Source organism: Bordetella genomosp. 9 (assembly GCF_002261425.1).
In the GTDB taxonomy this organism is placed as follows: Bacteria; Pseudomonadota; Gammaproteobacteria; order Burkholderiales; family Burkholderiaceae_B; genus Bordetella_C.
In genome coordinates this window covers 610,036-636,419 of sequence record NZ_NEVJ01000002.1, presented here as the reverse complement: position 1 = coordinate 636,419, position 26,384 = coordinate 610,036, and the positions used below count along the sequence as shown (strand labels likewise).

Below are 26,384 nucleotides of genomic sequence, written 5' to 3'. Positions count from 1 at the left end.
AGTGTGCGCCCAGCTCGTCGTCAGGATGGGCGTGGAGCCAGTCATATCAACGCTATGCATCTGCGTGCATACAAAAACGAAAGGTGCATTACGTTACAGAGGCGGACCGCCGCCAGCGCTTGTACTAAAGAGTGCTTTGGTACTGTTGCGCGTCGCTTAAATGCGGTATCGCAGCATCCGTACGAGCGAACGTAGCGCAATTGCCGCCACGGCTTCGGCCGTGGCGTTTTTTTCTTATGCGGCGCTTTTTTCGCGTGGATGCCGGATGGCCAATACCAGCAGGATGGCCGTGGGTGCCAAGCCGCACCAGAAGGAAAACTGCTTGAAGGCCAGCGCGCCGATGATGGCGCCCGCGGCGAAACCCGCCACGGCGGGCAGCATCTTGCCGAGACGGCGCCGTATCGACGCGCGCGCCTCCGGCGACGCATTGCGCAGGTCGACGGCGTCAATGACGATCTGCGTCGTATTGCCCGTCATGATGGTGGTGGGGCCGGCTTCGGACAGCACGGTCCGGGACATGGCGTTCTGTATGCCCATGGCAGCGACACCCAGCATGCCGCAGATGACGACCACCGGCGCGCCCGGGTCGGTCATGGGCAGCGCGGCAAGGCCGGCCGCCGTGAACAGGGCCAGCAGTACGCCTTCCATGCCGAACAATATCGGCACGACGGGCATCCCGCGACGACGCAGCGATGCTTCCAGCAAGCGCGTTCCGCCCACGGCGACCACGAAAACGGGCAATGCCAGGAGTTTCGCGAGCAATCCCTCCGACCCGCCGATGAGCTGGACGCCGATCATGACGAAGTTGCCGGTCACATGGGCGGTGAACAGGCCGAACAGCGCCGCGAAGCCCACGACGTCGACATAGCCCGCGGTAAACGACAGCAGCCAGGCCGGCGGCTCGGCGGCGGCAGCCGCCGAGGGACCGGCCTTCGTGTCGGGAGACGATCCGGGCGGCTGCGCCATCACGGCTGCTCCTTGCCGCTATCGCAAGCCGCCGCGGCACCCGTCGATGCCGCGGGCGGGGCGCCGGTTATCTTGGGCACGCACTCCTGGCGAAACCAGGCCGTGGTGACCGGTTCGCCAGCGATCATGCGCTTGACGGGCGGCAGCACCTGCTCGCCTATCAGCATGCCGAGCAGGCCTATCAGCGCGATGGCCGGCGGCGCGGGAGAGCGCACGCCCAGCAGCGAGTAAATGATGCCCACGAATATGCCCGCGCCCAGGGAAATCAGATAAACCTTCATGTTTCGGCTCCGGTGATGCGACGGCCGTTCAGGTCGTGCCAGGCCACCAGCAGGAAGGCCCCCACCAGTCCCAGGTGCTCGAAGAACGCGTTCGCCATCATGAATCGGACGTCGGGCGGCGCGCTCCAGAACCGCAGCGCCAGGAAGGTGGCGGCCAGCGTGAAGGCGGCCAGCGCCAGGGCGCCCAGCCAGCGCCGCCAGCCCGACAGTATCATCGCCGACGCCCCAAGCTCCAGCACGATGACCGCCGCGGCCATGGGCGCGGCGGGCGCCATGCCGAAGTGCTGCATCTCGGCGACCGCGCCGGCGAAGTCGAACAGTTTGACCAGGCCGCCCTGCAGGTAGGCGGCGCAAAGCAGCAGCAGGGCCACCCATTGCAAGGACCGCGGCAGCGCCCGTCCGCCGCCGCCGCCGGGCCGTGCCCAGGCCGCGTGTGATCTTTCCATGGTGAGGGTCTCCGCGATCCGTCAGAAGGCCCAGCAGGAGCAGCCCAACGCCCCCCAGAAGGTGGACGCTTCGGCGGTCGGCGTGCCCGCGAGCCAGGACCGCGCATGCGCATGGCCATGGACGCCGCAGCTGTTCGCGCATCCGCACATGGTTTTCAATGCCGCCTGGGCGCGCGCCGGCGTCCGCGGCTGGTAGCCGACGTGGTGCCTGGCCGGCGACCAATCCGGCATGGCGGGCGGGATATCGGGCGCATGCCTGTCGAATTCCTTGTCGGCATAGACGACTTTGCCGCCGAGCAAGGTCATCACGGAAGTGATGTCCTGGATCTCGTCGCCCGGCACGGAGAAATAATCCGCCGACAGCACCGCCAGATCGGCCAGTTGGCCCACCTTGATCTGGCCTTTCTTGCCGACCTCCGACGAAAACCAGGTATTGGATTCCGTCCACAGGCGCAGTGCCGTTTCGCGATCCAGCACATTGGCCTGGGGGTACATCGCCAGGCCGCCCACCGTCTTGCCGGTGGTCAGCCAGTAGAGCGATACCCACGGGTTGTACGACGCCACGCGCGTCGCGTCGGTGCCGGCGCCTACCTTGACGCCCTTCTCCAGCATCTTCTTGACGGGCGGCGTGGCTTCGGCCGCCCTGGCGCCGTAGCGCTCCACGAAGTACTCGCCCTGGTAGGCCATGCGATGCTGCACCGCGATGCCGCCGCCCAAGGCGGCGATGCGGTCGATGTTGCGGTCGGAAATCGTCTCCGCATGATCGAAGAACCAGTTCAGGCCGTCGAACGGCACGTCGCGGGCGACCTTTTCGTAGACGTCCAGGGCGCGCGCAATCGTCTCGTCATACGTCGCATGCAAGCGCCAGGGCCAGCGCTTCTCGGCCAGCAGGCGGATCACGGGCTCCAGGTCGGCTTCCATGGAAGGCGGCATGTCGGGCCGCTCCACGCGAAAGTCCTCGAAGTCCGCCGCCGTATAGACCAGCATTTCGCCGGCGCCGTTGTGGCGATACAGGTCGTCGCCCTGCCCCGGCTTCACCGACGCAGTCCAGGTGCGGAAATCGGCGAGCTCTTCGCGGGGCTTCTGCGTGAACAGGTTGTAGGCCAGGCGCACCGTCAACTGGTTCGCGGCGTGGAGCTGCTCGATGACGGCATAGTCATCGGGATAGTTCTGGTAGCCGCCGCCCGCGTCGATGACGCCCGTGACACCCAGGCGATTCACTTCACGCATGAAGTGGCGCGTGGAGTTCAGCTGATACTCCAGCGGCAGCTTGGGCCCCTTGGCCAGCGTCGCGTACAGAATGGTGGCGTTCGGCTTGGCCAGCAGCAGTCCTGTGGGATTGCCGTGGGCATCACGTACGATTTCGCCGCCCGGCGGGTTGGGCGTGTCCTTGCCATAGCCGACCGCGCGCAGCGCCGCGCCGTTCAGGATCGCGCGGTCATACAGATGCAGGATGAACACCGGCGTGTCCGGCGCGGCCGCGTTCAATTCGTCCAGCGTCGGCAGGCGCTTTTCCGCGAACTGATGTTCGGTGAATCCGCCGACCACGCGCACCCACTGCGGCGCGGGGGTTCGCGCCACCTGGTCCTTCAGCATGCGCATCGCATCCGCCAGCGACCGCACGCCGTCCCAGCGCAGCTCCATGTTGTAGTTCAGGCCACCGCGGATGATGTGCATATGGCTGTCGATCAGGCCCGGAATGACGCGCCGGCCGTTCAGGTCGATGACCTGGGTCTGGGCGCCCGCAAGCTTCATCACCTCATCGCGGCTGCCTACCATGGTGAAGCGGCCATCCTGCACGGCGACGGCGTCGGCCTGCGGGTTGGCGCGATCCAGCGTGCTGAACTTTCCATTGACGAGTATCAGATCCGGCGTGGACGGGGCGTTCATGGCAAAACTCCTGGAACCGAGGGCTGCCGGGGCGGCAGCGGCACCGGCGAGAAACTGGCGGCGATTGACGGGAGACATAGACGTTGACTCCTTGAGGGTGGCGGCACGAAGCACCATCGATACCGACGATCCTGCTGCGCCGCCTGCTGGCGATCAGTGCCGCGCAAGATACCGTGCGTCGCCAGTGCGGTATTGGACAAAAGCGCGCGAATCGGTACAAAACCGCGTTCGCCGTCCCGCCGCGCCCTGCGTGGTCCGTGGACCTATTTCAGCCGCCAGCGGGCCGGCGAATCGCCGGTGAACTTCCTGAACACGCGACTGAAATGGCTTTGGTCGGCGAACCCGCAAGTACTCGCGACAGCGGCGATATGGACGTCCTTGCGCAATAGCTCCTTCGCCATGTCGACGCGCCTCTTCAGTATCCATTGATGCGGGGTCAGTCCGACCGACTGGTGGAACGCCTTGGTGAAATGCCCGGCCGAAATGCCGCACTGCGCGGCGATTTCCTCGACGGAGATATTGCTGGCTGCATGGTGCCGCATATAGTCGAGCACCCGCCTTTGCTGCGACGGTGTGAGCGCGGGCACCGGCCGGCCGCGGCGGACATCCTGACCATAGGTGGCCAGCAGATGGGCCATCATGGCGCTGGTGATGTGCGCGACGAACAGGCGGCTGAACGCCGCATCCGAATGCAGCGCCGGCGCCAGCGCGCCGGCCAGCGACTGCATCGTACGGTCTATCGCCCCGGCCGGATTGCGCAGCACAAAGCCGCGCCCCGCGCCGTTACGCGCGGCGAATTCACGCAGGTCGTCATGGCTGAGCTGGATGCGGAAGTTGTCGAACGCGGACAAGTGGTGGCACTTCCACTCTTCTTCCATATTGGTGATGGCCAGCCCGCCGGCGTGATGGGCGCCTTGATAGACCAGCTTGCCCGCACGCCACAGCTTGTGCGATCGAAACGGCCGGGCCTGCACGATGATGGAAGTACGCCTGGCGACGGGCGCTTCGATCGGCATGGGCAGGGGCGCCACGGACTGCGCTCTTTCGATGTGAAAAAGCCCCGCGTCCAGTTTCCATATCCTGCGCGCCGATCCGGAGGTATCCGCCAATGCCATGCTGATTCAATGCCTGGATAAGACAAAGTTCACATATTTAAGCAGGAAAAGAATCGGGCTGGAAAAAAAGAAAAAGGGCTTACAACCGGAAGTTGTAAGCCCTCGATTTGTTGGTAGGCCCCCCGAGAGTCGAACTCGGCACCAACGGATTATGAGTCCGCTGCTCTAACCAGGCATGAGCTAGAGGCCCTTATTGATCTTTTATCCTGCTTGCGGGCGCGCCCTTACCCTTTATTGGCCTTCGAGGAAGCTCTTGAGCTTGTCGGCACGGCTGGGATGACGCAGCTTGCGCAAGGCCTTGGCTTCTATCTGGCGGATCCGTTCGCGGGTGACGTCGAATTGCTTGCCGACTTCTTCCAGCGTCTGATCGGTGCTCATTTCGATGCCGAAACGCATGCGCAAGACCTTGGCCTCGCGCGGAGTCAGAGAGTCTAGCACTTCCTTGACCACGTCGCGCATGGAACCGTGCAGCGCGGCGTCGGAAGGCGCCAGCGTCGCCGTATCTTCGATGAAATCGCCCAGGTGCGAATCGTCGTCGTCACCGATCGGCGTTTCCATGGAGATCGGTTCTTTGGCGATCTTCAGGATCTTGCGGATCTTGTCTTCCGGCATGTCCATCTTCTGCGCCAGCGTCGCGGGATCGGGCTCGGCGCCCGTTTCCTGCAGGATCTGGCGGCTGATCCGGTTCATCTTGTTGATCGTTTCGATCATGTGAACCGGGATACGGATGGTCCTGGCCTGGTCGGCGATCGAACGCGTAATAGCCTGGCGGATCCACCACGTGGCATACGTGGAGAACTTGTAGCCGCGACGATATTCGAACTTGTCCACCGCCTTCATCAAGCCGATGTTGCCTTCCTGGATCAGATCCAGGAATTGCAGGCCACGGTTGGTGTACTTCTTGGCGATGGAGATCACCAGACGCAGGTTGGCCTCGGTCATTTCGCGCTTGGCCTTGCGAGCCTTGGCTTCGCCGGTGGCCATGCGCTTGTTGACTTCCTTCAGGTCCTTCAAGGGCAGGACGACGCGCGCCTGCAGGTCGATCAGCTTCTGCTGCAGTTCCTGCACGGCCGGCACCTGGCGTTCCAGGGTTTCGGCGTAGGGATGGCCCGCGGCGACTTCTTCCACCACCCACTGGAGGTTGGTTTCGTTGCCGGGGAACACCTTGATAAAATGCGAGCGCGGCATGCCGGCGCGATCCACGCAGGTGTGCAGGACGGCGCGTTCCAGCTGGCGCACTTCCTCGACCTGGTTGCGCAGGGTGTCAGCCAGCCGCTCCACCATCTTGGCGGTGAAGCGGATGCCCATGAGTTCGTTCTGGATGGCTTCCTGCGCCTTCAGATAGGCGCCTGAGCGATAGCCGTCCTGTTCGTAGGCCCCGCGCATCCTTTCGAATTGCTTGGCGACTTCGTCGAACTTGGCGAGCGCCTTCACGCGCAGGTCTTCCAGCTGCTTGCTGCTCATGCCGCCGGCCGGACCGTCGTCGTTTTCGTCCTCTTCGGCCGTGACGCCGGCGCCGGCGTATTCTTCGCCGTCTTCCGGATCGACCAGGCCATCGACGACTTCGTCGATCTGCGCCTGGCTTTCACGCACGCGGGTGACGTGGGCCAGGATCTCGTTGATCGTGGTCGGGCAGGCGGAGATCGCCATGACCATGTGCTTCAGGCCGTCTTCGATCCGCTTGGCGATTTCGATTTCGCCTTCGCGCGTGAGCAGCTCGACCGAACCCATTTCGCGCATGTACATGCGGACGGGATCGGTGGTGCGGCCGAAATCGGAATCCACCGTGGTCAGCGCGGCTTCGGCTTCGTCCTCGACATCGTCGTCGTTGGACGCGACCGGCGCGTTTTCGCTCATCAGCAGCGTTTCGGCGTCGGGGGCCTGGTCGTAGACCGCGATCCCCATGTCGCTGAAGGTGCTGATGATGCCGTCGATGGCTTCGGCGTCGACCAGATCATCGGGCAGATGATCGTTGATTTCGCCGTAGGTCAGGTAGCCGCGGTCCTTGCCCAGCTTGATGAGCTGCTTGAGGCGGTTGCGGCGCGCTTCGTATTCTTCCGCGCTGACGGGGCCGCGGGCGATCAGATCCTTGGGATCGCCCTTGCCGCGCTTGCCGCCGCGCTTGACCGGCTTGAGCTCGGGCAGCACTTCGCCTTCACCGTCACCGGCGTCACCGAAATCGGCGTCGTCGTTGTTCTGGTTCTTGGCGGGCCGGCCGGGACGGCGGCCGCTGGGCACGGACGCGGGGCGACCGACCAGCTCGGCCAGCTTGTCTTCGGCTTTCTTCGCCTTCGCGGCCTTCTCGGGCGTATCCGCCTTGGCGGTTTTCTTCGCGGCGGGAGTCTTCACGGCAGCGGACTTGGGCGCAACCTTGACGGCCGCTTTGGCCGATGTCTTTTCCGCCGCCTTGCTGGCAGCGCGCCTGGCCGTTTTGGCTTCTTCGGCCATTTCAACTGCAGAGGAGGTTTTGCCGATGGATTTGGTCATAGTCGCTTCCGTGGTCGTTGCAGGCGAAAAAGCCTGCCGCACCGCTATCGACGGCTCGGGCTGGGCCCTGGCCGGGTCAAGACGCGTACTTTTAAAACTAACAACAGTGCTTGGGAATCGGCCGTACGTCACGCCCCATGCGCGAAGATTGCAGAAAGCCCTCCAGGGGCGAGGCTGCGGGCCGTATATTGGCGTAGTGCAGCACCTTGTCTTGCAGTCTTCCGGCACATGTGCCGCGGCTTCCGCCCCATCCCCGATCCGTCACGTGGGAATTTCCTTCCCGCGCCAACCGATCAATTGGGCCCTGCCTTTCCTGATTTCTGGTACCTTGGGTAAAGTCGTGTCAATGCTTTGTTACGTTGCCTTCGGTAAAATGGCATCCCCATTAGACAAGTCCAGGGCCGGTCTGGTTCGGCCGATCTGGTTCTATTGTTCTATTGGCTAGGCCCTACACCGTTCCTACACCGCCCCTGTGCTGTCCCCGTACCGCTACAGCAGCAGTCTATGGTTCCGGCTTTCCGGTGTACCGTCAGGAAAACCCTTGATTTTACCCTATTGAGCTGCTGCCGGCATGCTTAATTGCGGCTAAACGCCGTGAAAGTTCCTGATAACGGTCCCGATCCTCTTCAGTTTGCAGCCCGGACCGCGCCAATTCGTCGATTTCGGCGCGGATCGCCACAAATTCGATGCGATGCAAGGCGTCATCCCATTCGGCCTGCGGGTCGGGCAGCTCTTCCTCACCCACCAGGTCGGCGCTCATGCTGCGCAGCACCAATTGGATATCCGACTCGGGTTCGGCCGCTTCCAGCAGCGCGCCCAGGTGACGCGCGCCGCTGCGCTGCGCCAGGACCACCAGATCACGCACCATACCCAGATGGGGCCCGTGATCCAATACTTCAAGCTGCTGATCCCCCATGGAATCGACCAGCTCGGGATGCGACAACAACAGCCGCAGCAGGCGTTTCGCCATGGTGGGCACGGGCCGGCGCGGCTCGACCACGCCGCCCACCTTATCCCTGTCGTCCCGGCGGGACCATTTGCCGCCCTGCCCGCCCTGCCCACCCGGACGGCCGCCGGCGTTGAACCCGCGACCGCCGAAACGGCGTCTGCCCTCGCCGCCTCCGGGCTCCCATGCCGGCTCCGCCATGCCATCGGCGATGGGCTCATAGGAAAAATCGGGCGGCGCGTGGCCGTCCATACCCACGTCGAAGGGCGCATCGGCGTCGTGGCGGGGCGCGCCCCCAGTCGCGCCATGGGCGGCAGCCGCCTGCGCGGTGGGCGGCGGTGTGGCTTGCGCCAGCGCCTGGGCCACTTCTTCCGGCGTCAATTGCACCAGCTTGCCCAGTTCCCGTTCTATCTGCGTTTTCAGCCCGCAGGCGGGAATCGCGGCCAACAGGGGCTTGGCTTCATGCATGCAGGCGGCCCGGCCTTCCGCTTCGGCCAGGTTGTGGCGCGACGCCAGTTCGTCGAGCAGGAAGCGCGACAAGGCGGTCGCTTCCCCCAAGGAGGCGCGGAACGCCTCGGCGCCGAACTCCCTGACATAGGAGTCCGGATCATGTTCCGCGGGCAGGAACAGGAAACGGAGATTGATATCGTCGCGCAGCACCGGCAGGCAGGCCTGCAGCGCGCGCCATGCCGCGCGGCGCCCCGCCTTGTCGCCATCGAAGCTGAACACCACGCGGTCGCTGGCGCGCAACAGTTTCTTCACGTGGTCCGGCGTGGTCGACGTGCCCAGCGTGGCGACGGCATTGCCCAGGCCCAGTTGCGCCAGGCCCACCACGTCCATATAACCTTCGACCACGATGACCTGGCCTTCGGTGCGTATGGCCTGGCGGGCCTCCCACAGGCCGTAAAGCTCCTGGCCCTTGGAAAAGATGGGAGTTTCCGGCGAATTCAGGTACTTGGGCTCGCCCTTGCCGATGATGCGTCCGCCAAAGCCGATCAACACGCCGCGCGCATTGCGGATAGGAAACATGACGCGTTCCCGGAAGCGGTCGTAGCGGCGCCCGTCTTCGGCTTCGATGACCAGGCCCGACTCGACCAGCACGGGATCGTCATAGCGGCTGAACACCTGGGCCAGCCCCTGGCGATCGGTGCCCGACCAGCCCAGGCCGAAATGCCGGGCGATCTCTCCCGTCAGCCCACGCTGCTTCAGATAGCGGATCGCCGGCGCGGACGTGCGCAGCTGCTTCAGGTAGAAAGCCAGAGCGGCTTCCAATACCTGGGTATGACGCGAGACTTCTTCTTTGCGCCGCGCCGATTCGGCGCGCTGGCGGGGGCTGCGGTCTTCTTCCGGTACCGCCATGCCGGCGGAGCCCGCCAGCGTGCGTACGGCTTCCGGGAAGCTGGCACCGGTGTGCTCCATCAGGAAAGTGATGGCGCTGCCATGCGCGCCGCAGCCAAAGCAGTGATAGAACTGCTTGGTGGGGCTTACCGTGAAGGATGGACTTTTTTCGTTGTGAAAGGGGCACAGGCCCAGGAGATTGGCCCCGCCCTTGCGCAACTGCACATATCGCCCGACGACATCGACAACGTCGACTCGGGCGAGTAGTTCCTGTATGAATGAGTCCGGGATCAACCGACTAGGATCGATTGAAATCGATCCGGAAAATCAATACAGGCGCGGGGGCAGCTGTTGGCTACGAATCCGCTTGTAGTGGCGCTTCACCGCGGCGGCGTGCTTGCGCTTGCGTTCCGCCGTGGGCTTCTCGTAGAACTCGCGCGAGCGCAGTTCGGTCAGAAGACCCGTTTTCTCGATGGTGCGCTTGAAGCGGCGCAGGGCAGCTTCGAACGGTTCGTTTTCCTTCAGACGGACAATAGGCATAGGTTTGAACGAGAGTTGGACAGGTGTAACGAGCTAGATAAAATGGTCAGCATGCAACAGTCACCCACGTAGTAGTCGACATGCGGTAGTCAACAGTAGTCGACGGCAATCAACATGTGGCAGTTAACATCTGGCGATCAGCACGCAACGGGCAAAGTCCTACAACAAGGACAACGCCCGCTCGGTAACAGAAGATTCTAGCATGATCGGGATCAGGACGTCGAGCCTTTCCTGGTCCAGGCCTCAAGCTGGTGGGGCCGCAGGCTGTCGTATTCCTCGAAAGGCTGGTGTATCCAGGGATTGGTCATCAGCTTTTCGATGTAATAATCGGGGACAGCCTGGGAGTGGCCTTTCCACCACAACACCGCGCTGCGCAATTCCGTGATGGCGGGAAATTGCTGGCGCAGATGCTCGAGCACCTTATTGAAGGTCAGGCCCGTGTCGACCATATCGTCTACCAGCAGGACCCGGCCCGACAGGGTGCCCCGGGTGATGGTGATGAACTGGGCGATATCCAGCGTACCCTGTTTGGTGCCGGCCGCCTCGCGATAGCTGCTGGTGGCCAGGATACCCAAGGGCACGTCGAAAATACGCGAAAGCACGTCGCCCACCCGCACCCCGCCCCGCGCCAGGCACAGGATCTGGTCGAACTTCCAGTCGGACTGGTAAACCTTCAGCGCCAGTTGTTCGATCAGCCGGTGGTATTCGTCCCAAGTGACCCAGAGGTCCTTGTCGGTACTGGACAACGCCATGGCGATACGCTCCTAGCCTTTCAAGGGATGGCGCAGGACGATGGTTTCGGTACGGTCGGGGCCGGTGGAAACCAGATCGATCGGCACTTCGCACACCTGCGCGACACGCTCCAGATAGGCACGTGCGGCGGCGGGCAACTTTTCATATTCGGTGATGCCCACGGTGGACTCCGACCAGCCCGGCAGCTCTTCGAATACGGGTTCGGCCTGGGCAACCTGCACGGCGCCATACGGCAGCACGTCGCGGAACTCGCCATTGACGCGATAGCCGACGCCCAGGCGTATCGTTTCCAGCCCGTCCAGCACGTCCAGCTTGGTGATGCACAGGCCGGAGATGCCGTTCAGGCGCACCGAGCGCTTGAGCGCGGCGCCATCGAACCAGCCGCAGCGGCGCGGACGGCCGGTCACCGAGCCGAATTCCTTGCCGATGTTGGCCAGCCGGGCACCGACTTCGTCCAGCAGTTCGGTCGGGAACGGGCCCGAACCGACGCGCGTGGTGTACGCCTTGGTGATGCCCAGCACGTAGTCCAGGGATTGCGGGCCGACGCCAGCGCCTGCCGCGGCCGCGCCGGCAATGCAGTTGCTGCTGGTGACGTAGGGATAAGTGCCGTGGTCGACGTCCAGCAGCGCACCCTGGGCGCCTTCGAACAACAGGCGCTGGCCGGCCTTCTGGGCGGCGAACAGGTTGCTGGACACATCGCGGACCATGGGGGCGATCGCGGGCGCCAGCGCCATGGCCTGGTCGCGGACCTGGCTGGCCGACACGGCCTGCCCGCCCAGATACTGGGTCAGCACGAAGTTATGGTAGTCCAGCAGCTCTTCCAGCTTCTGGTCGAACAGCGCGGGCTCGAACAGGTCCTGCACCCGCAGCGCGCGGCGCGCGATCTTGTCTTCGTAGGCCGGGCCGATGCCGCGCCCCGTCGTGCCGATCTTGCCTTCGCCCTTGCGCTGTTCGCGGGCCTGGTCGATGGCGACGTGGTAAGGCAGGATCAGCGGGCAGATCTCGGAAATCTGCAGGCGCGAACGGACGTCCAGGCCGGCGGCTTCGAGCTCTTCGATTTCCTTGAGCAGCGCTTCCGGGGAAAGCACCACGCCATTGCCGATGTAGCAGGTCACGCCGGCATGCATGATGCCGGACGGAATCAGGCGCAGGATGGTCTTCTTGCCGTTGATCCACAAGGTATGGCCGGCATTGTGGCCGCCCTGGAAACGCACGACGCCGTGGACGGACTCCGCCAGCCAGTCGACGATTTTTCCCTTGCCTTCGTCACCCCATTGGGTGCCGATGATGACTACGTTCTTGCTCATGATCGAAAATGAATATCGAGTTTCGCGGCAAACCGCGGATTCCGTCGGGCCCTCTTGCTGAGGGATGAGTCAAAGGTTGCGAATCTTCCAGGCGCCGTCCAGCAGCGCCAGTTCGCGGTCGCAGATGAATTCGTCCTGGTCGTGCTCATGGCCCGGCAGGACCTGCACGACGATTTCACCGGCCTGCCGCAAGGCCCGCACCGCCGTGACCAGCGCGGCATCCTGGCCCCAGGGCGCCCGCACCGCCCGCGAGCGTTCCGCCGGCGGAAGCCCGGCGGCCAGCTTGCGCAGGTCCAGGCTGAAGCCGGTCGCCGGCCGGGCGCGGCCGAATACGCGGCTGATGTCGTCGTAACGCCCGCCGCTGACCAGCGCATCGTGCCAACCTTCGGCATACAGGGCGAAGGTCACGCCGGAGTGGTAGCCATAGCCGCGCACGTCGGCCAGGTCGATGCTGGGACGCAGCTCCGGCAAGGCGCGCAGCAGCGCTTCGAGCGCATCCAGGGCCTGTGCGATGCCCGGCAGCGGCGGAAGCTCGGCGCGCGCGCGCGCCAGCGTACCGATGTCACCGTACAAGCCCGTCAGCGTGCGCAGGGTTTGTATGGTCTGCGCGCTGGGACCGTCAGGACGACGGCCCAGATCCAGCAAGCCCGGGACATCCTTGTCGCGCAGCAGCGAATGAATCAGCGAGCCATGAGGCCGCGCCGCCGGATCGGCGTCGATGATGGCCCGCACCACCCCGGGATGGCAAAGGTCCAGCCGCGGCTGGCGCACCCCGGCGATCGTCACCGTGTCGAGCACCAGCCGCAGGATTTCGATGTCGGCTTCGACGCCCGCATGGCCGTAGATTTCGGCGCCGATCTGCAGCAATTCCCGATTGGACAGGAGATCCGCCGGCCGCGCATGCAGGACCGTCCCGCAATAGCACAGCCGCGTCACCCCGGCGCGGTTCAGCAGGTGCGCGTCGATGCGCGAAACCTGCGGCGTCATGTCCGCCCGCACGCCCAGCGTCCGGCCCGAAAGCTGATCGACCAGCTTGCTGGTGCGCAAGTCCAGATCGGTGCCGGTGCCGGTCAGCAGGGAATCGATGTATTCCACCAGGGGCGGAGCGACCAGCTCGAAACCGTAAGTGCGGTACAGATCGAGCAGTTCGCGACGCAGTTCCTCGATGCGCCGGGCCTCCGCGGGCAGAATGTCCGCCAGACGCTCCGGGAGCAACCAGTTACCCATGTTCTTTACCTGATCTTGCCTGAAGAAGAAACACACGCCACGCCGCGCGGCACCGGTAGCGGCATCGCAGGGGCGGCGCCCACGCGAAACGCCAAAACTGAACACCTAAGCCAAACACCTAGGCCAAACACCCAAACGAAAAGCGGCTGAGGGGCGTAAGCCCGCTCAGCCGCTGCGGAATGTTTTAAAGCTTACGGGGTATTGTACATGGTTCGGACGATCGCGCCAGCCCGTGTACCCGACCCCGCTTCCCGCTATTTCCTGCCTTCCGGAGAGGTCGCGGGCGTCGTGCTGCCCGGGATACCGCCCAAGGTGCCGCTGGGCGCGCCTGGCACGCCAACGGACGACTTGAAGAACTGGAAGAACTCCGAAGTGGGATCCACGACCAGCAGGTCGCCCAACTTGGAGAAGGACGAACGATAGGCTTCCAGGCTCTTGTAGAAGGTGTAGAAGACAGGATCCTTGCCATACGATTCGGCGTAGATGCTGCTGGCGCGGGCATCGCCTTCGCCCATGATGGCCTGCGCCTTGGCGTAGGCATCGGCCAGGATTTCCTCGCGCTTGCGATCGGCTTCCGCACGGATCTTTTCGCCTTCCGCGGCGCCGATGGAGCGCAGCTCGTTGGCCACGCGCTTGCGCTCGGCTTCCATGCGGCGGTAGACGGACTCGGAGATTTCCGGCGCGAACTCGATGCGGCGCAGGCGCACGTCGACGATCTGCACGCCCAGCGGCGCGGCGCGCTTGGCGACGTTGGACAGGATTTCCGCCATCACCTTTTCGCGCTCGGCCGAGACCACGTCCTTGACCGTGCGGATGTTGACCGCCGCGTTCAGCGCGTCGCGGATCTGGGCCTGCAGCCGTTCCTGGGCGGCACGCTCGTTGCCGCCGAAGGTGACGTAGTACAGGCGCGGATCGGCGATGCGCCACTTGACGTACGAGTCGATCAGCAGGTTCTTCTTTTCCGAGGTCTGGATGCGTTCGGCATCGGTGGACTCGATGGTCAGGATCCGCTTGTCCAGCGTCACGATGTTCTGGAACGGCGGCGGCGCCTTGAAGTACAGGCCGGGCTCGCTGATGACCTTGCGTACCTCGCCCAGCGAGAACACCAGGGCGTAGTCGCGTTCGCGGACGATGAAGACGCAGGATGAAAGCGCGGCCAGGATGATGAGCAGGCCGACCAATATGGGCAGTAGACGTTGCATGTTCGGGGCTCCTCCGGTTAGCGCGACAAACGATCGCGAGACAGCGTGTTGCCGCTGCCGGGGTTGCCGGATGATGACCCAGGTACGGGACGGGGCGATGGCGGTATGGTCGGCTGGCTCGCGCCGGGCAGGCTCAGGGTGTTGGACGGAGCCGACTGCTTGCCGGCTTCCTGCGCGGCCTGCTGGATGATCTTGTCGATCGGCAGGTAGACCACATTGTTGCCGCCACGGGTATCGATCATGACCTTGCTGGAGCGCGAGAAGATGTCTTCCATCGTTTCCAGGTACATGCGCTCGCGCATGACAGCCGGCGACTTCTGGTATTCGCTGACGACGCTGTTGAAGCGCGCGGTATTACCCGTGGCGTCGCCCACGACCTTGGCCTTGTAGCCTTCCGCTTCCTGGATCATGCGCGATGCCTGGCCGGCGGCCAGCGGCACGACCTGGTTGGCATAGGCTTCGCCTTCGTTGATCTGGCGCTCGCGGTCCTGGCCGGCCTTGACCGCGTCGTCGAACGCGGCCTGCACCTGCTCGGGCGGCTGGACGTTCTGGATCGCCACCGTGCTGACCTGGATGCCGGTGTCGTAGCGGTCGAGGATCTGCTGCATCAGCGCCTGCACCTGCGTCGCGACATTGGTACGGCCTTCGTAGAGGACGTAATCCATGGGCTGCTTGCCGACGACTTCGCGCATGGCCGTTTCAGCGGCCTGACGGACCGATTCGTCCGGATCGCGCGTGCGGAACAGGTAGTCGGGCGCGCCGTCGGCGCGCAGGCGGTACTGCACCACGAATTGCATGTCGACGATGTTTTCGTCGTTGGTCAGCATGAGCGCTTCGGGCAGGACCTTGTTGCGCGAACTGCCGCGGAAACCGACTTCGAAGGTCCGCAACTGGGACACGTTGACGATTTCCTGATTCTGGATCGGATACGGCAGGCGCCATTGGAAGCCGGCCTGGGCCGTCTTCTCGTACTTGCCGAACTGGGTGACCACGGCCACCTGGCCTTCCTGCACGATGTAGAAGCCGCTGGCCAGCCAGAGGGCGACCAGCACCACGAGGATCAGGCCGGCGCCGATGCGCGCATTGCGCGGCCCGTTGCCGCCCGTGCCCACGGGACCGCCGGGGCGGCCGCCCTGGTTGCCCTTGCGGCCGAACAGGGCCGCGATGCGATTGTTGAAATCGCGCCAGACCTCATCGAGGTCGGGCGGACCGTCTCCGTTCCCTTGCGGACGGCGGGGGGGTTCGGAACCGTTCTGGTTGCCGCGACCCCAGCCTGGATCATTCAGATTGAACAGTTTGGATATTGGACGCATTGTTTCCCGCAATCTGACCCGTCTGTGCAATTGCCGCGCGCAACGCATCCAGACCGGCGCGCTCGGCGGCGCTGACAAACACCCGCGCAATCGTACCATGGGCATTCCGTTCGACCCGGGGAGGCAGTCCCAGCAGGTCGATCTTGTTATGGACCATGATGACCGGGATTTCCCCCGCACCGATTTCGTTCAGGACTTTCTGGACTTCCAGGATCTGTTCATCGCGCTGCGGGCTGGCCGCGTCCACGACGTGCAGCAGCAGGTCGGCATGCACGGTTTCTTCCAGCGTGGCGCGGAAGGCGGCGATGAGCGTGGGCGGCAGATCGCGGATGAAGCCCACCGTATCGGACAGCACGATGGATCCCGCGCCTTCTATCCAGATGCGGCGGGTCGTCGTATCCAGCGTGGCGAACAATTGGTCGGCGGCGTAGGCGCCGGCGCGCGTCATGGCGTTGAACAGGCTGGATTTGCCGGCATTGGTATAGCCGACCAGCGACACCGACAATGCGCCGCCGCGGGCACGCGATCGACGCTGCGTCACGCGCTGGCGTTCGACCTTGTCCAGGCGTTCGCGCAGCACCTTGACGCGCGCACCGATCATGCGGCGATCCATTTCCAGCTGGGATTCGCCCGGCCCGCGCATGCCGATACCGCCGCGCTGCCGTTCCAGGTGGGTCCACAGGCGGGTCAGCCGGGTGGTCAGGTGCTGCAGCTGCGCCAGTTCGACCTGCAGCTTGCCTTCGTGGCTTTTGGCGCGCAGCGCGAAGATATCCAGGATCAGCGCGACGCGATCGACGACCCGAAGGTTGAATTCACGCTCGAGATTGCGCTGCTGCGCCGGCGACAGCGGCTGGTCGAACAGCACGACGTCGGCATCGTGCGCGCGGGCCAGCAATACCGCTTCCTGCACCTTGCCCGAACCGATGAAGTACTTGGCGTCGGGACGATCGCGTCGCGCCAGCACGGTGTCGACAATCTCGGCGCCCGCGCCGCGCGCCAGCATGGCGAACTCCTGGGCGTGGGCGTCGAAGTCGGGATTGCCCAGATCAACACTGATAATCAAAGCGCGCATGCAGCCTCCTGGCCGGCGCGGGCGAAACGATCGGCACGAAACAGGGAAATTTGAACCGTCATGGGCGCCATGTCGGAGGCGCCGGGCGGAGCGATTGCGAACAGGGCCGCACAGTGAAAATGCCCGCCGACACGATAAGTGCGGCGGGCACGAAAAGCACTGCGGCCATGGAGCGGCGCGGAGCCGCGCGGTGGACCGTCTGCGCAGCCGCCTGTGGAGCAGGGACGCGCGCGACGGTCGGTCGAGCGTTTATTCAGAAGGGATTTCCACCTGGAAGTTGACCGCGCGGGCGGGCACAACGGTTGAGATGGCATGCTTGTAGACCATTTGGGTCACGGTATTGCGCAGCAGCACGACGTATTGATCAAACGATTCGATCTGCCCCTGTAGCTTGATGCCGTTGACGAGATAGATGGACACGGGTACGTGATCCTTACGCAGCGTGTTCAAGAACGGATCTTGCAGAGTTTGCCCTTTATTGCTCATTGGCCAGGCTCCATTGTGTTGTTGTTCGGGGTGTTGTTTTGATATTGGCAGACGCCGAAATAGCTACTCTACAGGGTTTTCCCGGGCGGTGCCACTGAATGATGTGACGCAACATGACACCAAAAAGTTCACACCAGAATCGTGCGCAGCGCGTGCACCAAAGCATCGCATTCCTGCTCCGTTCCGATCGAAATTCGCAGATATTGAACGATGCGGGGGTGGCTGAAATGGCGCACGATGATGCCCTTTTCGCGCAGCGCGGCGGCCAGCGCCGCGGCGTCGTGCGCGGGGTGGCGCGCCATCACGAAATTGGCGGCGGAAGGAATGACGTCGAAGCCCAGGCCGCGCAGCGAGCCGGCCAGCGCATCGCGCGTACGGATGACGGCCGTGCGGGTGAACTCGAAATATTCAACGTCTTCGATGGCCGCGGTGGCCCCGGCTTCGGCGAGGCGGTCGACGGGATAGGAGTTGAAGCTGTTCTTGACCCGTTCCAGGCCTTCGATCAGGACCGGGCTGCCGATGGCGTAGCCCAGCCGCAACCCGGCCAGCGAACGCGACTTGGACAAGGTCTGGACCACCAGCACGTTGTCGTGGCGCTTGACCAGGGACACCGCCGATTCGGCGCCGAAATCCACGTAGGCTTCGTCGACGACGACCACCGCGTCCGGATTGCCGGCCACGATGCGTTCGATGTCGGCCAGGGGCATCGCGCGCCCCGTCGGCGCATTGGGATTGGGGAAGAGGATGGGTCCCCCGGTCCGGCCCGCGGCGGGCAGGTAATCCTGCACGTCGATGCGGAAATCCGCGGTCAGGGGGATGACCTCGTAGCGCACGCCATACAGGCCGCAATAGACGGGATAGAAGCTGTAGGTGATGTCCGGAAAGCGCAGCGGCGCATCCTGGTTCAGCAGCGCCTGGAAGACGATGGCGAGGACTTCGTCGGATCCGTTGCCGACGAAGATCTGCGGCAGCGCAACCCCGTAGTGCCGGGCGATGGCCTGCCGCAGGCGATCGGACGCCGGATCCGGGTAGAGGCGCAGGCTGTCGTCACAGGCCGCGCGCAGGGCCGCGAGCACCTTGGGCGACGGGCCGAACGGGTTCTCATTGGTGTTGAGCTTGATCAGGTTCGCCAGCTTGGGCTGTTCGCCCGGAACATAAGGGCTGAGCCCGGCGACGACGGGACTCCAGTAACGGCTCATGCTAGACCTTCCTGCTATTTATCCTGCACGTAGGGATTGCGCGAAGACTTGAATTCGATCCGCAGCGGCGTACCGGCCAGGTCGAAGGCATTGCGGAAACGCGTTTCCAGGTACCGCCGGTAGGAGTCCGGGATCGCGTCCAGCGCATTGCCGTGGACGATGACCAAGGGCGGGTTCTGGCCGCCCTGATGGGCATAGCGCATCTTGGGGCGGAAAATGCCCTTGCGGGGCGGCGGCTGCTGTTCCACGGCGGCCTGCAGTTCGCGAGTCAGCCTGGGGGTGGACAGCTTGGCGAAAGCAGCGGCGTGCGCACTGTTGACGGACTTCAGCAGCGTTTTGACGCCGGCGCCCTTCAGCGCGGAAATCGTATGCACCCGCGCGAAGGACAGGAAGCGCAGCTTGCGCTCGAATTCGCGCTGGATGCGCTCGCGCTGGTCGGCGTCCAGGCCGTCCCATTTATTGATGGCGACCACCACGGCGCGCCCGGTCTCCAGCACGAAGCCGGCGATATGGGCGTCCTGTTCGGAGATTTCCGTCTGCGCGTCCAGCATGAGCAGCACGACATTGCTGGCCTCGATGGCCTGCAAGGTCTTGATGACGGAGAATTTTTCCACCGCTTCGAAGACCTTGCCGCGCTTGCGCAGGCCCGCCGTATCGATCAGCGTGTAGCGCTTGCCGTCGCGGTCGAAATCGATTTCGATGGCGTCCCGCGTGGTGCCCGGCATGTCGAAGGCGATGACGCGCTCTTCGCCGAGCAAGGTATTGATGAGCGTGGACTTGCCGACATTGGGCCGGCCGACGATGGCCAGCTTGATGCGATGGTCGGGCGCCGGCGCGGTGAATGTGCCTTCCGGCAGGGTCGCGTTTTCGCCATCGGCCAGGTCGGGCGCTTCCTCGTCGTCGGCGTCTTCCGGCTGGGGTTCGGGTTCGGGCTCGACCAGGCCTTCCAGGGCCCGCTCGATCATATCGACGATGCCGTCGCCGTGGGCGGCCGAGATCGGCCACGGTTGGCCCAGGCCCAGTTCATGGAAGTCGGTGGTGGCGGCCATGCCCATGCCTTCGGCCTTGTTGACCGCCAGCAGGACGCGACGCTGCCCCGAGCGGCGCAGCAGCTCGGCGATTTCATGATCGTGTCCGTTCACGCCGGCGCGGCCATCCACCAGGAAGACCACCACGTCGGATTCGGCGATGGCCTGGCGGGTCTGACGCGCCATTTCGCGCAGGATGCCATCCTTGGCCACCGGCTCGAAGCCGCCCGTGTCGATGACGATGAAGGGATAGTCCCCCACCCTGCCCTCGCCATAGTGCCGATCACGCGTAAGTCCCGAAAAATCGGCGACCAGCGCCGCGCGAGACCGCGTCAGGCGATTGAAAAGGGTGGACTTCCCGACATTGGGACGTCCGACGAGAGCGACGACAGGCTTTAAGGACACGTGTGAAGAGCAGTTTGGGTTCAGTTGGTGGCGATCATGACCAGGTTGCCGTTCCCGGTCTGGACCAGCACGCCTTGGGACGTCGTCTGCAGCGGCGACAGCACGGCATCGCCCCCGACCGACAGCCGGGCCAGCAGATGGCCGTCGTTACGCGACAGGAAATGCACATAGCCATCATAATCGCCCATGGCGATGGCCGGGCCGATGGCGACCGGGGCCGTCAGCCGGCGGTTGCGCAGGCCGGCCTGTTTCCAGAGTTCGCTGCCATCACGCAGGCTGTAGGCGTAGACGATGCTGTGGGAATCAGGCGCATAGACGGCATTGTCGTCGGCGCCCAGGCCGACGGCGCCGGAGAAGTCCTTGGCCCAGACCGGACGTCCGCCCTGCGACACGTCGAAGCACACGATGCGGCCCTGGTAGGCGACCGCGCACATGAGCGGTCCGATCAGGCGCGGCGCGCCGACCACGTCGTTCAGGCGTTCCAGATCGCTGCCGCCCTTGGGCGTGGCGACCGTGCCTTCCCACTGGACGTTGCCGCTGTCCGCGCTGATGGCCATCATCTTGCCGCCGGGCAAGCCGGCGATGACCAGGCCTTGCGCCATGATCATCTGCGTGGTCGTGCGCAGCGCCAGCGCCGGTCCGGGCCGCTGGACGCTCCAGACGCGATCGCCGTTGCGGGCGTCGAAAGCGGTGATGCGGTAATCGCCGCTGCGCACCACGACGAGGCCATTGTTGACCAGCGGCGGCTCGGAGATTTCGCTGGTGGCGCGCACCTTCCACTTCTGCTTGCCGGTGTCGTCGTAGGCGATCACGTCGCCGGCATTGCTGGCCACGACGGTGGTCGTACCGTCGCTGCCGGCGCCGGCGGTCAGGTCGGCCTTGGCGTCGGTGCGCCAGATGGCGCGGCCGCTGAGCAGGTCGTACTTGCCGACCATGCCATTGGGCGCCGCGGCGTAGATGGCTTCGCCCACGACGGTGGGATAGAAACCCAGGCCGCCGCCGCTGCCGATCGACACCGACCACGCCTGGCGCACCGACAAGCCGGGCTTGTAATCGGTGAGCGGCGCCGGGTCATAGCGCGTATCGTCCTTGGAAAACAACGAGCACGCGCCCAGGCTGAGCGCGGCGGCAACGCACGCCGCCACGATGGCGGAACGACGGAAAGCAAGCGTAAACATCGGAATCAGGCTCCGGTCAGGGCATCGAGTTTCAGGCGCACGACGGGGGTCAGGGGGTTGGCCGGACCCAGGCCGTCGATGGCGCTCTGCCATGCGGCGCGCGCTTCCTGGCCCTTGCCCTGGGCCGCCAGGATGTCGCCACGGCGGTCGGCGTACAGCGCCGCGAAAGCCGGGGGCGGATCCTGCAGCTGCGCCAGCGCGGCGTCGTATTGCTTCTGATCCAGCAGCAGGCCCGCCAAACGGAGCTTGGCTACCGGCTGCAGCGCGGGTTGCTTGCGCTGGGCCGCGAGCCATTCGAGCTGTTCGCGCGCGCCCGGCAGGTCGTTCTGCGCCTGCAGGGCCTGGGCGGCGACGAGCACGCCACGGCCGGCATAGCCGGTGTTGGGATAGTCGTTGCGCAAGGTGCTGGCGGCCGCCTTGATGCGCGCGGTGGCGTCGGCGCCGCCCAGCCGCGCGGCGTCTTCAAGCGCTTCGAAATAGCCCATGGCCTGGCGGCTGGAATGCGCCTGCCAGGCCTGCCATCCCATCCAGCCGCCATAGGACACGGCGGCCGCCGCGACCACGATGGCGACCAGCAGGCCGTAACGGGCCCACCACGCCTTCAGGGCGTCCAGTTTTTCCTGTTCTTCGAGATCGTATGCCATGCTTTTTACTTGTCCTGCCGCATCAACGTTTCATAACCGGGGGGCTGCCAGGGAATGCCGGGCCGCTAAGCCCGCAGCGCCTGCGCCAGCTCCGCCAGGGGGACCTGGCGCTGCTCGGCATCCCCGCGCAAAGGCTTGACGCTGGCCGTGCCAGCCGCCACTTCGTCGGCGCCAAGGATAACCGCAACCCGGGCGCCGCTGCCGTCCGCGCGCTTGAACTGCGACTTGAAGCTGGCCGCGCCGGCGTGGACGATAACGGAAAGTCCGGCGTCGCGCAGCTGTTCGCCCACCTTGGCGGCCAGGCGCTGCGCGTCGGCGCCCTGGTGTACGACGTACACGTCGCACTCGGGCACGGGCTCGGCGGGGACGGTCTGCTCCCACAGGTCGAGCAGACGCTCCATGCCGATGGCGAAGCCGACCGCCGGCGCGGGCTTGCCGCCCAGCAGTTCGATCAGCCCGTCATAGCGGCCGCCGCCGCACACGGTGCCCTGTGACCCGAGGCGGTCCGTGACCCATTCGAAAACGGTCAGGTTGTAGTAGTCCAGGCCGCGCACCAGCCGCGGATTCAGCCGATAGCCGATGCCGGCGTCGTCCAGCAGCTGCCGCACGCCGTCGAAATGCGCGCGCGATTCGTCGCCCAGGAAATCGAACAGGCGCGGCGCGCTGTCGGCCATCTCCTGCATGGCGGGATTCTTGGTGTCAAGCACGCGCAGCGGATTGCTGTACATGCGGCGCTGCCCGTCTTCGTCGAGGACGTCGCGGTGCTTTTCCAGGTGTTCGATCAAGGCCGCCCGATGCGCCGCGCGTTCGGCCGGCTGGCCCAGGGAATTGAGCTCCAGCCGCACATCGGTCAGGCCGAGCAGCTTCCACAGCCGCGCCAGCATGACGATGAGTTCGGCGTCCACGTCGGGACCGGCGAAGCCGAGCGCTTCGACGTCGATCTGGTGGAACTGGCGATAGCGGCCGCGCTGCGGACGCTCGTGGCGGAAGACCGGGCCCAGCGAATACACGCGGTGCGGCCGGTCGTACAGCATGTTGTGTTCGATCGACGCGCGCACGATGCCGGCGGTCATTTCAGGCCGCATGGTCAGCGAGTCGCCATTGAGCGCGTCGGTGAAGGTGTACATCTCTTTTTCGACGATGTCGGTGACTTCGCCGATGCCGCGCGCGAACAGCCGCGTGTGTTCCAGGACCGGCGTGCGAACGTTGCGGTAGCCATAGCCATGCAGCCAGTTCCGGACGATTTCCTCGAACTGTTCCCAACGCGCGCCGGCACCGGGCAGCACGTCGTTCATGCCGCGTATGGCGGCCACTTTCTGGAAAGCTTGCGTCATGTCGTGATGCGCGCCCGCGGAGACGTCCGTGGCAGCGCGCCTACCCTTTACTTTTATTGTGAAACCTGCGAACCGTAGCGGCGCGCCACGTAGTTTTCGACGATAGCCTGGAATTCTTCGGCGATATGGTCGCCCTTGAGCGTCACCGTGCGTTCGCCATCGACGAACACCGGGGCGGCGGGCACTTCGCCGGTCCCGGGCAGGCTGATGCCGATGTCGGCGTGGCGGCTTTCACCCGGCCCGTTGACCACGCAGCCCATGACGGCGACGTTCATGCTTTCGACACCGGGATAGCGGGTGCGCCAGAGCGGCATCTGGCGCCGCAGATACGACTGGATGCTGTCGGCCAGCTCCTGGAACACGGTGCTGCTGGTGCGGCCGCAACCCGGGCACGCCACGACCATGGGCGTGAACGCGCGCAGCCCCATGCTTTGCAGGATTTCCTGCGCGACCACGACTTCGCGCGTGCGGTCGCCGCCCGGCTCCGGCGTGAGCGAAATGCGGATGGTATCGCCGATGCCTTCCTGCAGCAGGACGGCCAGCGCCGCGGTCGACGCCACGATGCCCTTGCTGCCCATGCCGGCTTCCGTCAGGCCCAGGTGCAGCGGATAGTCGCAGCGCGCGGAGAGATCGCGATAGACGGCGATCAGGTCCTGCACGTGGCTGACCTTGCAGGAAAGAATGATCTTGTCGCCAGCCAGGCCCAGTTCCTCGGCGCGGCGGGCGTTGCTGATGGCGGACACCACCAAGGCGTCGCGCATCACGGCCTGCGCTTCCCACGGGGTCGCGCGCTGGTTGTTTTCATCCATCTTGCGGGCCATGAGTTCATGGTCCAGGCTGCCCCAGTTCACGCCGATGCGCACCGGCTTGTCGTGGCGGCAGGCCACTTCGATCATCTGCGCGAAGTTGTCGTCGCGCTTTTTGCCGCCGCCCATGTTGCCCGGGTTGATGCGGTATTTCGACAGCGCCTGGGCGCATTCGGGAAACTGCGTGAGCAGCTTGTGGCCGTTGTAGTGGAAGTCGCCGACCAGCGGCACGTCGACGCCCATGCGGTCGAGCTGTTCGCGGATCGCGGGGACTTCGCGCGCGGCTTCCGGCGTGTTGACGGTGATGCGGACGAGCTCGGATCCCGCCTGCGCCAGGTCGCGGACCTGGATGGCGGTGGCGATGGCATCGGCCGTATCGGTATTGGTCATGGACTGCACGACCACGGGCGCGTCGCCCCCTATCGTGACGGCGCGGCCGTTCCATCGCACCCGCACGCCGCGCGTGGGATGGCGGGATGCCGCCCCCACGGGCGGTGGCGCTTGGTCCTGGCAGGGCGGTGAAGGTTCTTGCATGGCGAATGTCGAAGCGCGGTGAAAGTGGTAAGGCTGGGCGGTGAGGCTGGTTTCCAGGCGGGCCCGGAATCCGCCAGGCCCTCCGTCGTCAGGTTGCATGGCGGTCGGCGGACCGGACCGCCGGGGCCATCGGGGCCGTTGGTCAGTGCCCCGTGCGAGACAGCCAGCCGGGCAGCCAGTGCGAGGGCAACCAGCCCTGCCAGGCGCCATAGACCAGGGCGGCCACGATCACCAGCAGGATCACGATCAGCCAGCCCCAGGACGAGGAACTGCGTTCTTCTTCGGCTGGCATGGTGCCGCGCGGCGAGTGCATGCCGCCTTGGGTCGCGAGACGGGCCGGCGCCGTGCCCCGCATATGCGGTTCCAGCGACGCGATGATGGCTTCCGGGTCCGCGCCGAGCAGGCGGGCATAGCTGCGGATCAGTCCGCGCAGGGAAATGCCCTTGGGCAGATCGGCCCAGCGTTCTTCTTCCAGGGCGGCGATCTGGCGCGGCGCGAACTTGATGCGGCCGGCGACTTCCTCGAGCGACCAGCCCTTGCTTACGCGCAACGCGCGCAGCGCACCGCCCACCGCGCTTTCCGCGGCCGGATCCAGGTTGCGATCGATGGATACGGGGGTGGAGGCATTCTCGCTCACTGTACTACTCCTGTCGGTGCGCAACCGCTCCCCACGGCACCTCGATACGCCGTTCGGCCGGCCGCGCCGGCGTCGCGGCGCTGACCTGCTTGATGGGGATGGCCTGCCTTTGGGCAGCGATGCGTTCGGTGATGCGGGTCCGGTCGCGCACTTCGCCGGCCAGCTGGCCACAGGCTGCGTCGATGTCTTCGCCGCGCGTCTTGCGCACGGTCGTCACGACGCCGGCGTCCATCAGGCGCTGGGCGAACAGCCGGACGCGCGCCGACGGCGAGCGCTTCAGGCCGGACTGCGGAAACGGATTGAACGGGATGAGATTGATCTTGCAGCGCACTTGCGCGGCGATGCGGATCAATTCCCGCGCATGCTCGTCGGCGTCGTTGACGCCATCGAGCATGACATATTCGAAGGTGATGAAATCGCGCGGCGCGTGTTCCAGGTAGCGGTTGCACGCGGCCAGCAATTCCGCCAGCGGATACTTGCGATTGAGCGGCACCAGGTCGTCGCGCAGCGCATCGTTGGGCGCGTGCAGCGATACGGCCAGGGCCACCGGGCAATCCCGCGCCAGGCGGTCCATCATGGGCACGACGCCCGAGGTCGATACGGTCACGCGCCGGCGCGACAGCCCGTAGGCATTGTCGTCCAGCATGAGCCGCAGCGAGGTCAGCACCTGGTCGTAGTTGAGCAGGGGTTCACCCATGCCCATCATGACGACGTTGCTGATGACGCGGCTATCCGGCTGTGCCGCCGCCTCGTCGGACTTTCCGGACGGCAGGCGGGCGCTGGCCAGGTCGCCTTCCAGGACCTTGCGCGCCCACCACAGCTGGCCGATGATTTCGCTGGCCTGCAGGTTGCGGTTGAAGCCCTGGTGGCCGGTGGAACAGAAGCGGCACGCCACGGTGCAGCCGGCCTGGCTGGAAATGCAGAGCGTGCCGCGATCGTCTTCGGGGATGAAGACGGTTTCGATGGCATTGCCCTGCCCCACGTCGAACAACCATTTGCGGGTGCCGTCCGTGGACTTCTGCTCGGTCACGACCGGGAGCGCCTGCACGATGCAGGCATCCGCGAGCTGCGCCCGGAAATCGCGCGCCAGGTCGGTCATGGCGTCGAACGTGTCGGCGCCGCGCTGGTGGACCCAGCGCTGCAGCTGGCGGGCGCGGAAAGGCTTGCCGCCCCAGCGCTGCACCAGGGCAGTCAGCTCGGCGCCATCCAGGCCCAGCAGGTTGACACGTTCGTTTTCGTTCATGACTTCG

22 protein-coding genes, 1 tRNA gene and 1 pseudogene are annotated in these 26,384 nt (G+C 65.1%); all 24 read right to left on the bottom strand.

Going from position 1 to position 26,384, the window contains the following annotated elements; genetic code table 11:
- Positions 1-234: 234 nt before the first annotated feature.
- A complete protein-coding gene (locus CAL26_RS08860; RefSeq protein ID WP_094846522.1) occupies positions 235-966 on the bottom strand; it encodes a YoaK family protein in 732 nt (243 codons plus the stop codon).
- Positions 966-1,247, bottom strand: a complete 282-nt coding sequence (locus tag CAL26_RS08855) for a XapX domain-containing protein (RefSeq protein ID WP_094846521.1) — start codon at positions 1,245-1,247, stop codon at positions 966-968. The genes CAL26_RS08860 and CAL26_RS08855 overlap by 1 nt, the downstream gene beginning before the upstream one ends.
- The gene (locus CAL26_RS08850) at positions 1,244-1,693 is read right to left on the bottom strand and encodes a DoxX family membrane protein (RefSeq protein WP_094846520.1); all 450 of its coding nucleotides are present in this window, start codon (positions 1,691-1,693) and stop codon (positions 1,244-1,246) included. Before CAL26_RS08850 ends, CAL26_RS08855 begins: the two co-directional genes overlap by 4 nt.
- A 21-nt stretch (positions 1,694-1,714) precedes the next feature.
- Positions 1,715-3,583: an amidohydrolase gene (locus CAL26_RS08845; protein WP_218831523.1), complete on the bottom strand. Its 1,869-nt coding sequence runs from the start codon at positions 3,581-3,583 to the stop codon at positions 1,715-1,717.
- Between the two features lie 263 nt (positions 3,584-3,846).
- Entirely contained in the window at positions 3,847-4,557 is a 711-nt protein-coding gene (locus tag CAL26_RS08840) for a helix-turn-helix domain-containing protein (RefSeq protein WP_179283297.1), read from the bottom strand.
- Positions 4,558-4,809: 252 nt separating this feature from the next.
- Positions 4,810-4,888 (bottom strand) — tRNA-Ile (locus tag CAL26_RS08835).
- Between the two features lie 41 nt (positions 4,889-4,929).
- A complete protein-coding gene (rpoD, locus tag CAL26_RS08830; protein ID WP_094846517.1) occupies positions 4,930-7,185 on the bottom strand; it encodes an RNA polymerase sigma factor RpoD in 2,256 nt (751 codons plus the stop codon).
- A gap of 547 nt (positions 7,186-7,732) precedes the next feature.
- Positions 7,733-9,763, bottom strand: a complete 2,031-nt coding sequence (gene dnaG / locus CAL26_RS08825) for a DNA primase (RefSeq protein WP_094846516.1) — start codon at positions 9,761-9,763, stop codon at positions 7,733-7,735.
- A gap of 33 nt (positions 9,764-9,796) precedes the next feature.
- The gene (gene rpsU / locus CAL26_RS08820) at positions 9,797-10,009 is read right to left on the bottom strand and encodes a 30S ribosomal protein S21 (RefSeq protein ID WP_006218592.1); all 213 of its coding nucleotides are present in this window, start codon (positions 10,007-10,009) and stop codon (positions 9,797-9,799) included.
- 212 nt (positions 10,010-10,221) lie between these two features.
- Complete coding sequence (locus CAL26_RS08815; RefSeq protein ID WP_094846515.1) at positions 10,222-10,761, bottom strand: phosphoribosyltransferase; 540 nt, start codon at positions 10,759-10,761, stop codon at positions 10,222-10,224.
- Positions 10,762-10,773: 12 nt separating this feature from the next.
- Positions 10,774-12,069 carry an adenylosuccinate synthase gene (locus CAL26_RS08810; RefSeq protein WP_086064223.1) on the bottom strand — a complete coding sequence of 432 codons (1,296 nt, stop codon included), beginning with the start codon at positions 12,067-12,069 and terminating at the stop codon, positions 10,774-10,776.
- Positions 12,070-12,138: 69 nt separating this feature from the next.
- A complete protein-coding gene (locus CAL26_RS08805) occupies positions 12,139-13,296 on the bottom strand; it encodes an ATP phosphoribosyltransferase regulatory subunit (protein ID WP_094846514.1) in 1,158 nt (385 codons plus the stop codon).
- A 254-nt stretch (positions 13,297-13,550) separates the two neighbouring features.
- Positions 13,551-14,498 (bottom strand): protease modulator HflC, encoded by a 948-nt coding sequence (gene hflC, locus CAL26_RS08800; protein ID WP_094846513.1) that lies wholly within the window; start codon positions 14,496-14,498, stop codon positions 13,551-13,553.
- A gap of 17 nt (positions 14,499-14,515) precedes the next feature.
- Entirely contained in the window at positions 14,516-15,811 is a 1,296-nt protein-coding gene (gene hflK, locus CAL26_RS08795; RefSeq protein ID WP_094846512.1) for an FtsH protease activity modulator HflK, read from the bottom strand.
- Positions 15,777-16,883: a GTPase HflX gene (gene hflX / locus CAL26_RS08790; RefSeq protein ID WP_086064219.1), complete on the bottom strand. Its 1,107-nt coding sequence runs from the start codon at positions 16,881-16,883 to the stop codon at positions 15,777-15,779. The genes hflK and hflX overlap by 35 nt, the downstream gene beginning before the upstream one ends.
- 249 nt (positions 16,884-17,132) lie before the next feature.
- Entirely contained in the window at positions 17,133-17,369 is a 237-nt protein-coding gene (gene hfq / locus CAL26_RS08785) for an RNA chaperone Hfq (protein WP_066347256.1), read from the bottom strand.
- A 128-nt stretch (positions 17,370-17,497) separates the two neighbouring features.
- Positions 17,498-18,568 (bottom strand): histidinol-phosphate transaminase, encoded by a 1,071-nt coding sequence (gene hisC / locus CAL26_RS08780; protein WP_094846511.1) that lies wholly within the window; start codon positions 18,566-18,568, stop codon positions 17,498-17,500.
- Between the two features lie 14 nt (positions 18,569-18,582).
- Positions 18,583-20,001, bottom strand: a complete 1,419-nt coding sequence (der, locus tag CAL26_RS08775; RefSeq protein WP_094846510.1) for a ribosome biogenesis GTPase Der — start codon at positions 19,999-20,001, stop codon at positions 18,583-18,585.
- A 20-nt stretch (positions 20,002-20,021) separates the two neighbouring features.
- Positions 20,022-21,179: an outer membrane protein assembly factor BamB gene (gene bamB, locus CAL26_RS08770; RefSeq protein ID WP_094846509.1), complete on the bottom strand. Its 1,158-nt coding sequence runs from the start codon at positions 21,177-21,179 to the stop codon at positions 20,022-20,024.
- 5 nt (positions 21,180-21,184) lie between these two features.
- Positions 21,185-21,823 carry a YfgM family protein gene (locus CAL26_RS08765; RefSeq protein ID WP_094846508.1) on the bottom strand — a complete coding sequence of 213 codons (639 nt, stop codon included), beginning with the start codon at positions 21,821-21,823 and terminating at the stop codon, positions 21,185-21,187.
- Between the two features lie 65 nt (positions 21,824-21,888).
- Complete coding sequence (hisS, locus tag CAL26_RS08760) at positions 21,889-23,157, bottom strand: histidine--tRNA ligase (protein ID WP_094846507.1); 1,269 nt, start codon at positions 23,155-23,157, stop codon at positions 21,889-21,891.
- A 53-nt stretch (positions 23,158-23,210) separates the two neighbouring features.
- Positions 23,211-24,497 (bottom strand): flavodoxin-dependent (E)-4-hydroxy-3-methylbut-2-enyl-diphosphate synthase, encoded by a 1,287-nt coding sequence (gene ispG, locus CAL26_RS08755; protein WP_094846506.1) that lies wholly within the window; start codon positions 24,495-24,497, stop codon positions 23,211-23,213.
- Between the two features lie 142 nt (positions 24,498-24,639).
- Complete coding sequence (locus tag CAL26_RS08750) at positions 24,640-25,134, bottom strand: helix-turn-helix domain-containing protein (RefSeq protein WP_373454462.1); 495 nt, start codon at positions 25,132-25,134, stop codon at positions 24,640-24,642.
- A 76-nt stretch (positions 25,135-25,210) separates the two neighbouring features.
- Positions 25,211-26,377, bottom strand: a pseudogene (gene rlmN, locus CAL26_RS08745) (23S rRNA (adenine(2503)-C(2))-methyltransferase RlmN); the annotation flags it as partial.
- Between the last annotated feature and the right edge of the window lie 7 nt (positions 26,378-26,384).

Excerpts from the sequence above, each read along its gene's own strand:
- CAL26_RS08860 (WP_094846522.1), bottom strand. The coding sequence starts at position 966 with ATGGCGCAGCCGCCCGGATCGTCTCCCGACACGAAGGCCGGTCCCTCG.
- CAL26_RS08855 (WP_094846521.1), bottom strand. The coding sequence starts at position 1,247 with ATGAAGGTTTATCTGATTTCCCTGGGCGCGGGCATATTCGTGGGCATC.
- CAL26_RS08850 (WP_094846520.1), bottom strand. The coding sequence starts at position 1,693 with ATGGAAAGATCACACGCGGCCTGGGCACGGCCCGGCGGCGGCGGCGGA.
- CAL26_RS08845 (WP_218831523.1), bottom strand. The coding sequence starts at position 3,583 with ATGAACGCCCCGTCCACGCCGGATCTGATACTCGTCAATGGAAAGTTC.
- rpoD (WP_094846517.1), bottom strand. The coding sequence starts at position 7,185 with ATGACCAAATCCATCGGCAAAACCTCCTCTGCAGTTGAAATGGCCGAA.
- rpsU (WP_006218592.1), bottom strand. The coding sequence starts at position 10,009 with ATGCCTATTGTCCGTCTGAAGGAAAACGAACCGTTCGAAGCTGCCCTG.
- CAL26_RS08815 (WP_094846515.1), bottom strand. The coding sequence starts at position 10,761 with ATGGCGTTGTCCAGTACCGACAAGGACCTCTGGGTCACTTGGGACGAA.
- CAL26_RS08810 (WP_086064223.1), bottom strand. The coding sequence starts at position 12,069 with ATGAGCAAGAACGTAGTCATCATCGGCACCCAATGGGGTGACGAAGGC.
- CAL26_RS08805 (WP_094846514.1), bottom strand. The coding sequence starts at position 13,296 with ATGGGTAACTGGTTGCTCCCGGAGCGTCTGGCGGACATTCTGCCCGCG.
- hflC (WP_094846513.1), bottom strand. The coding sequence starts at position 14,498 with ATGCAACGTCTACTGCCCATATTGGTCGGCCTGCTCATCATCCTGGCC.
- hflK (WP_094846512.1), bottom strand. The coding sequence starts at position 15,811 with ATGCGTCCAATATCCAAACTGTTCAATCTGAATGATCCAGGCTGGGGT.
- hflX (WP_086064219.1), bottom strand. The coding sequence starts at position 16,883 with ATGCGCGCTTTGATTATCAGTGTTGATCTGGGCAATCCCGACTTCGAC.
- hfq (WP_066347256.1), bottom strand. The coding sequence starts at position 17,369 with ATGAGCAATAAAGGGCAAACTCTGCAAGATCCGTTCTTGAACACGCTG.
- hisC (WP_094846511.1), bottom strand. The coding sequence starts at position 18,568 with ATGAGCCGTTACTGGAGTCCCGTCGTCGCCGGGCTCAGCCCTTATGTT.
- bamB (WP_094846509.1), bottom strand. The coding sequence starts at position 21,179 with ATGTTTACGCTTGCTTTCCGTCGTTCCGCCATCGTGGCGGCGTGCGTT.
- CAL26_RS08765 (WP_094846508.1), bottom strand. The coding sequence starts at position 21,823 with ATGGCATACGATCTCGAAGAACAGGAAAAACTGGACGCCCTGAAGGCG.
- hisS (WP_094846507.1), bottom strand. The coding sequence starts at position 23,157 with ATGACGCAAGCTTTCCAGAAAGTGGCCGCCATACGCGGCATGAACGAC.
- ispG (WP_094846506.1), bottom strand. The coding sequence starts at position 24,497 with ATGCAAGAACCTTCACCGCCCTGCCAGGACCAAGCGCCACCGCCCGTG.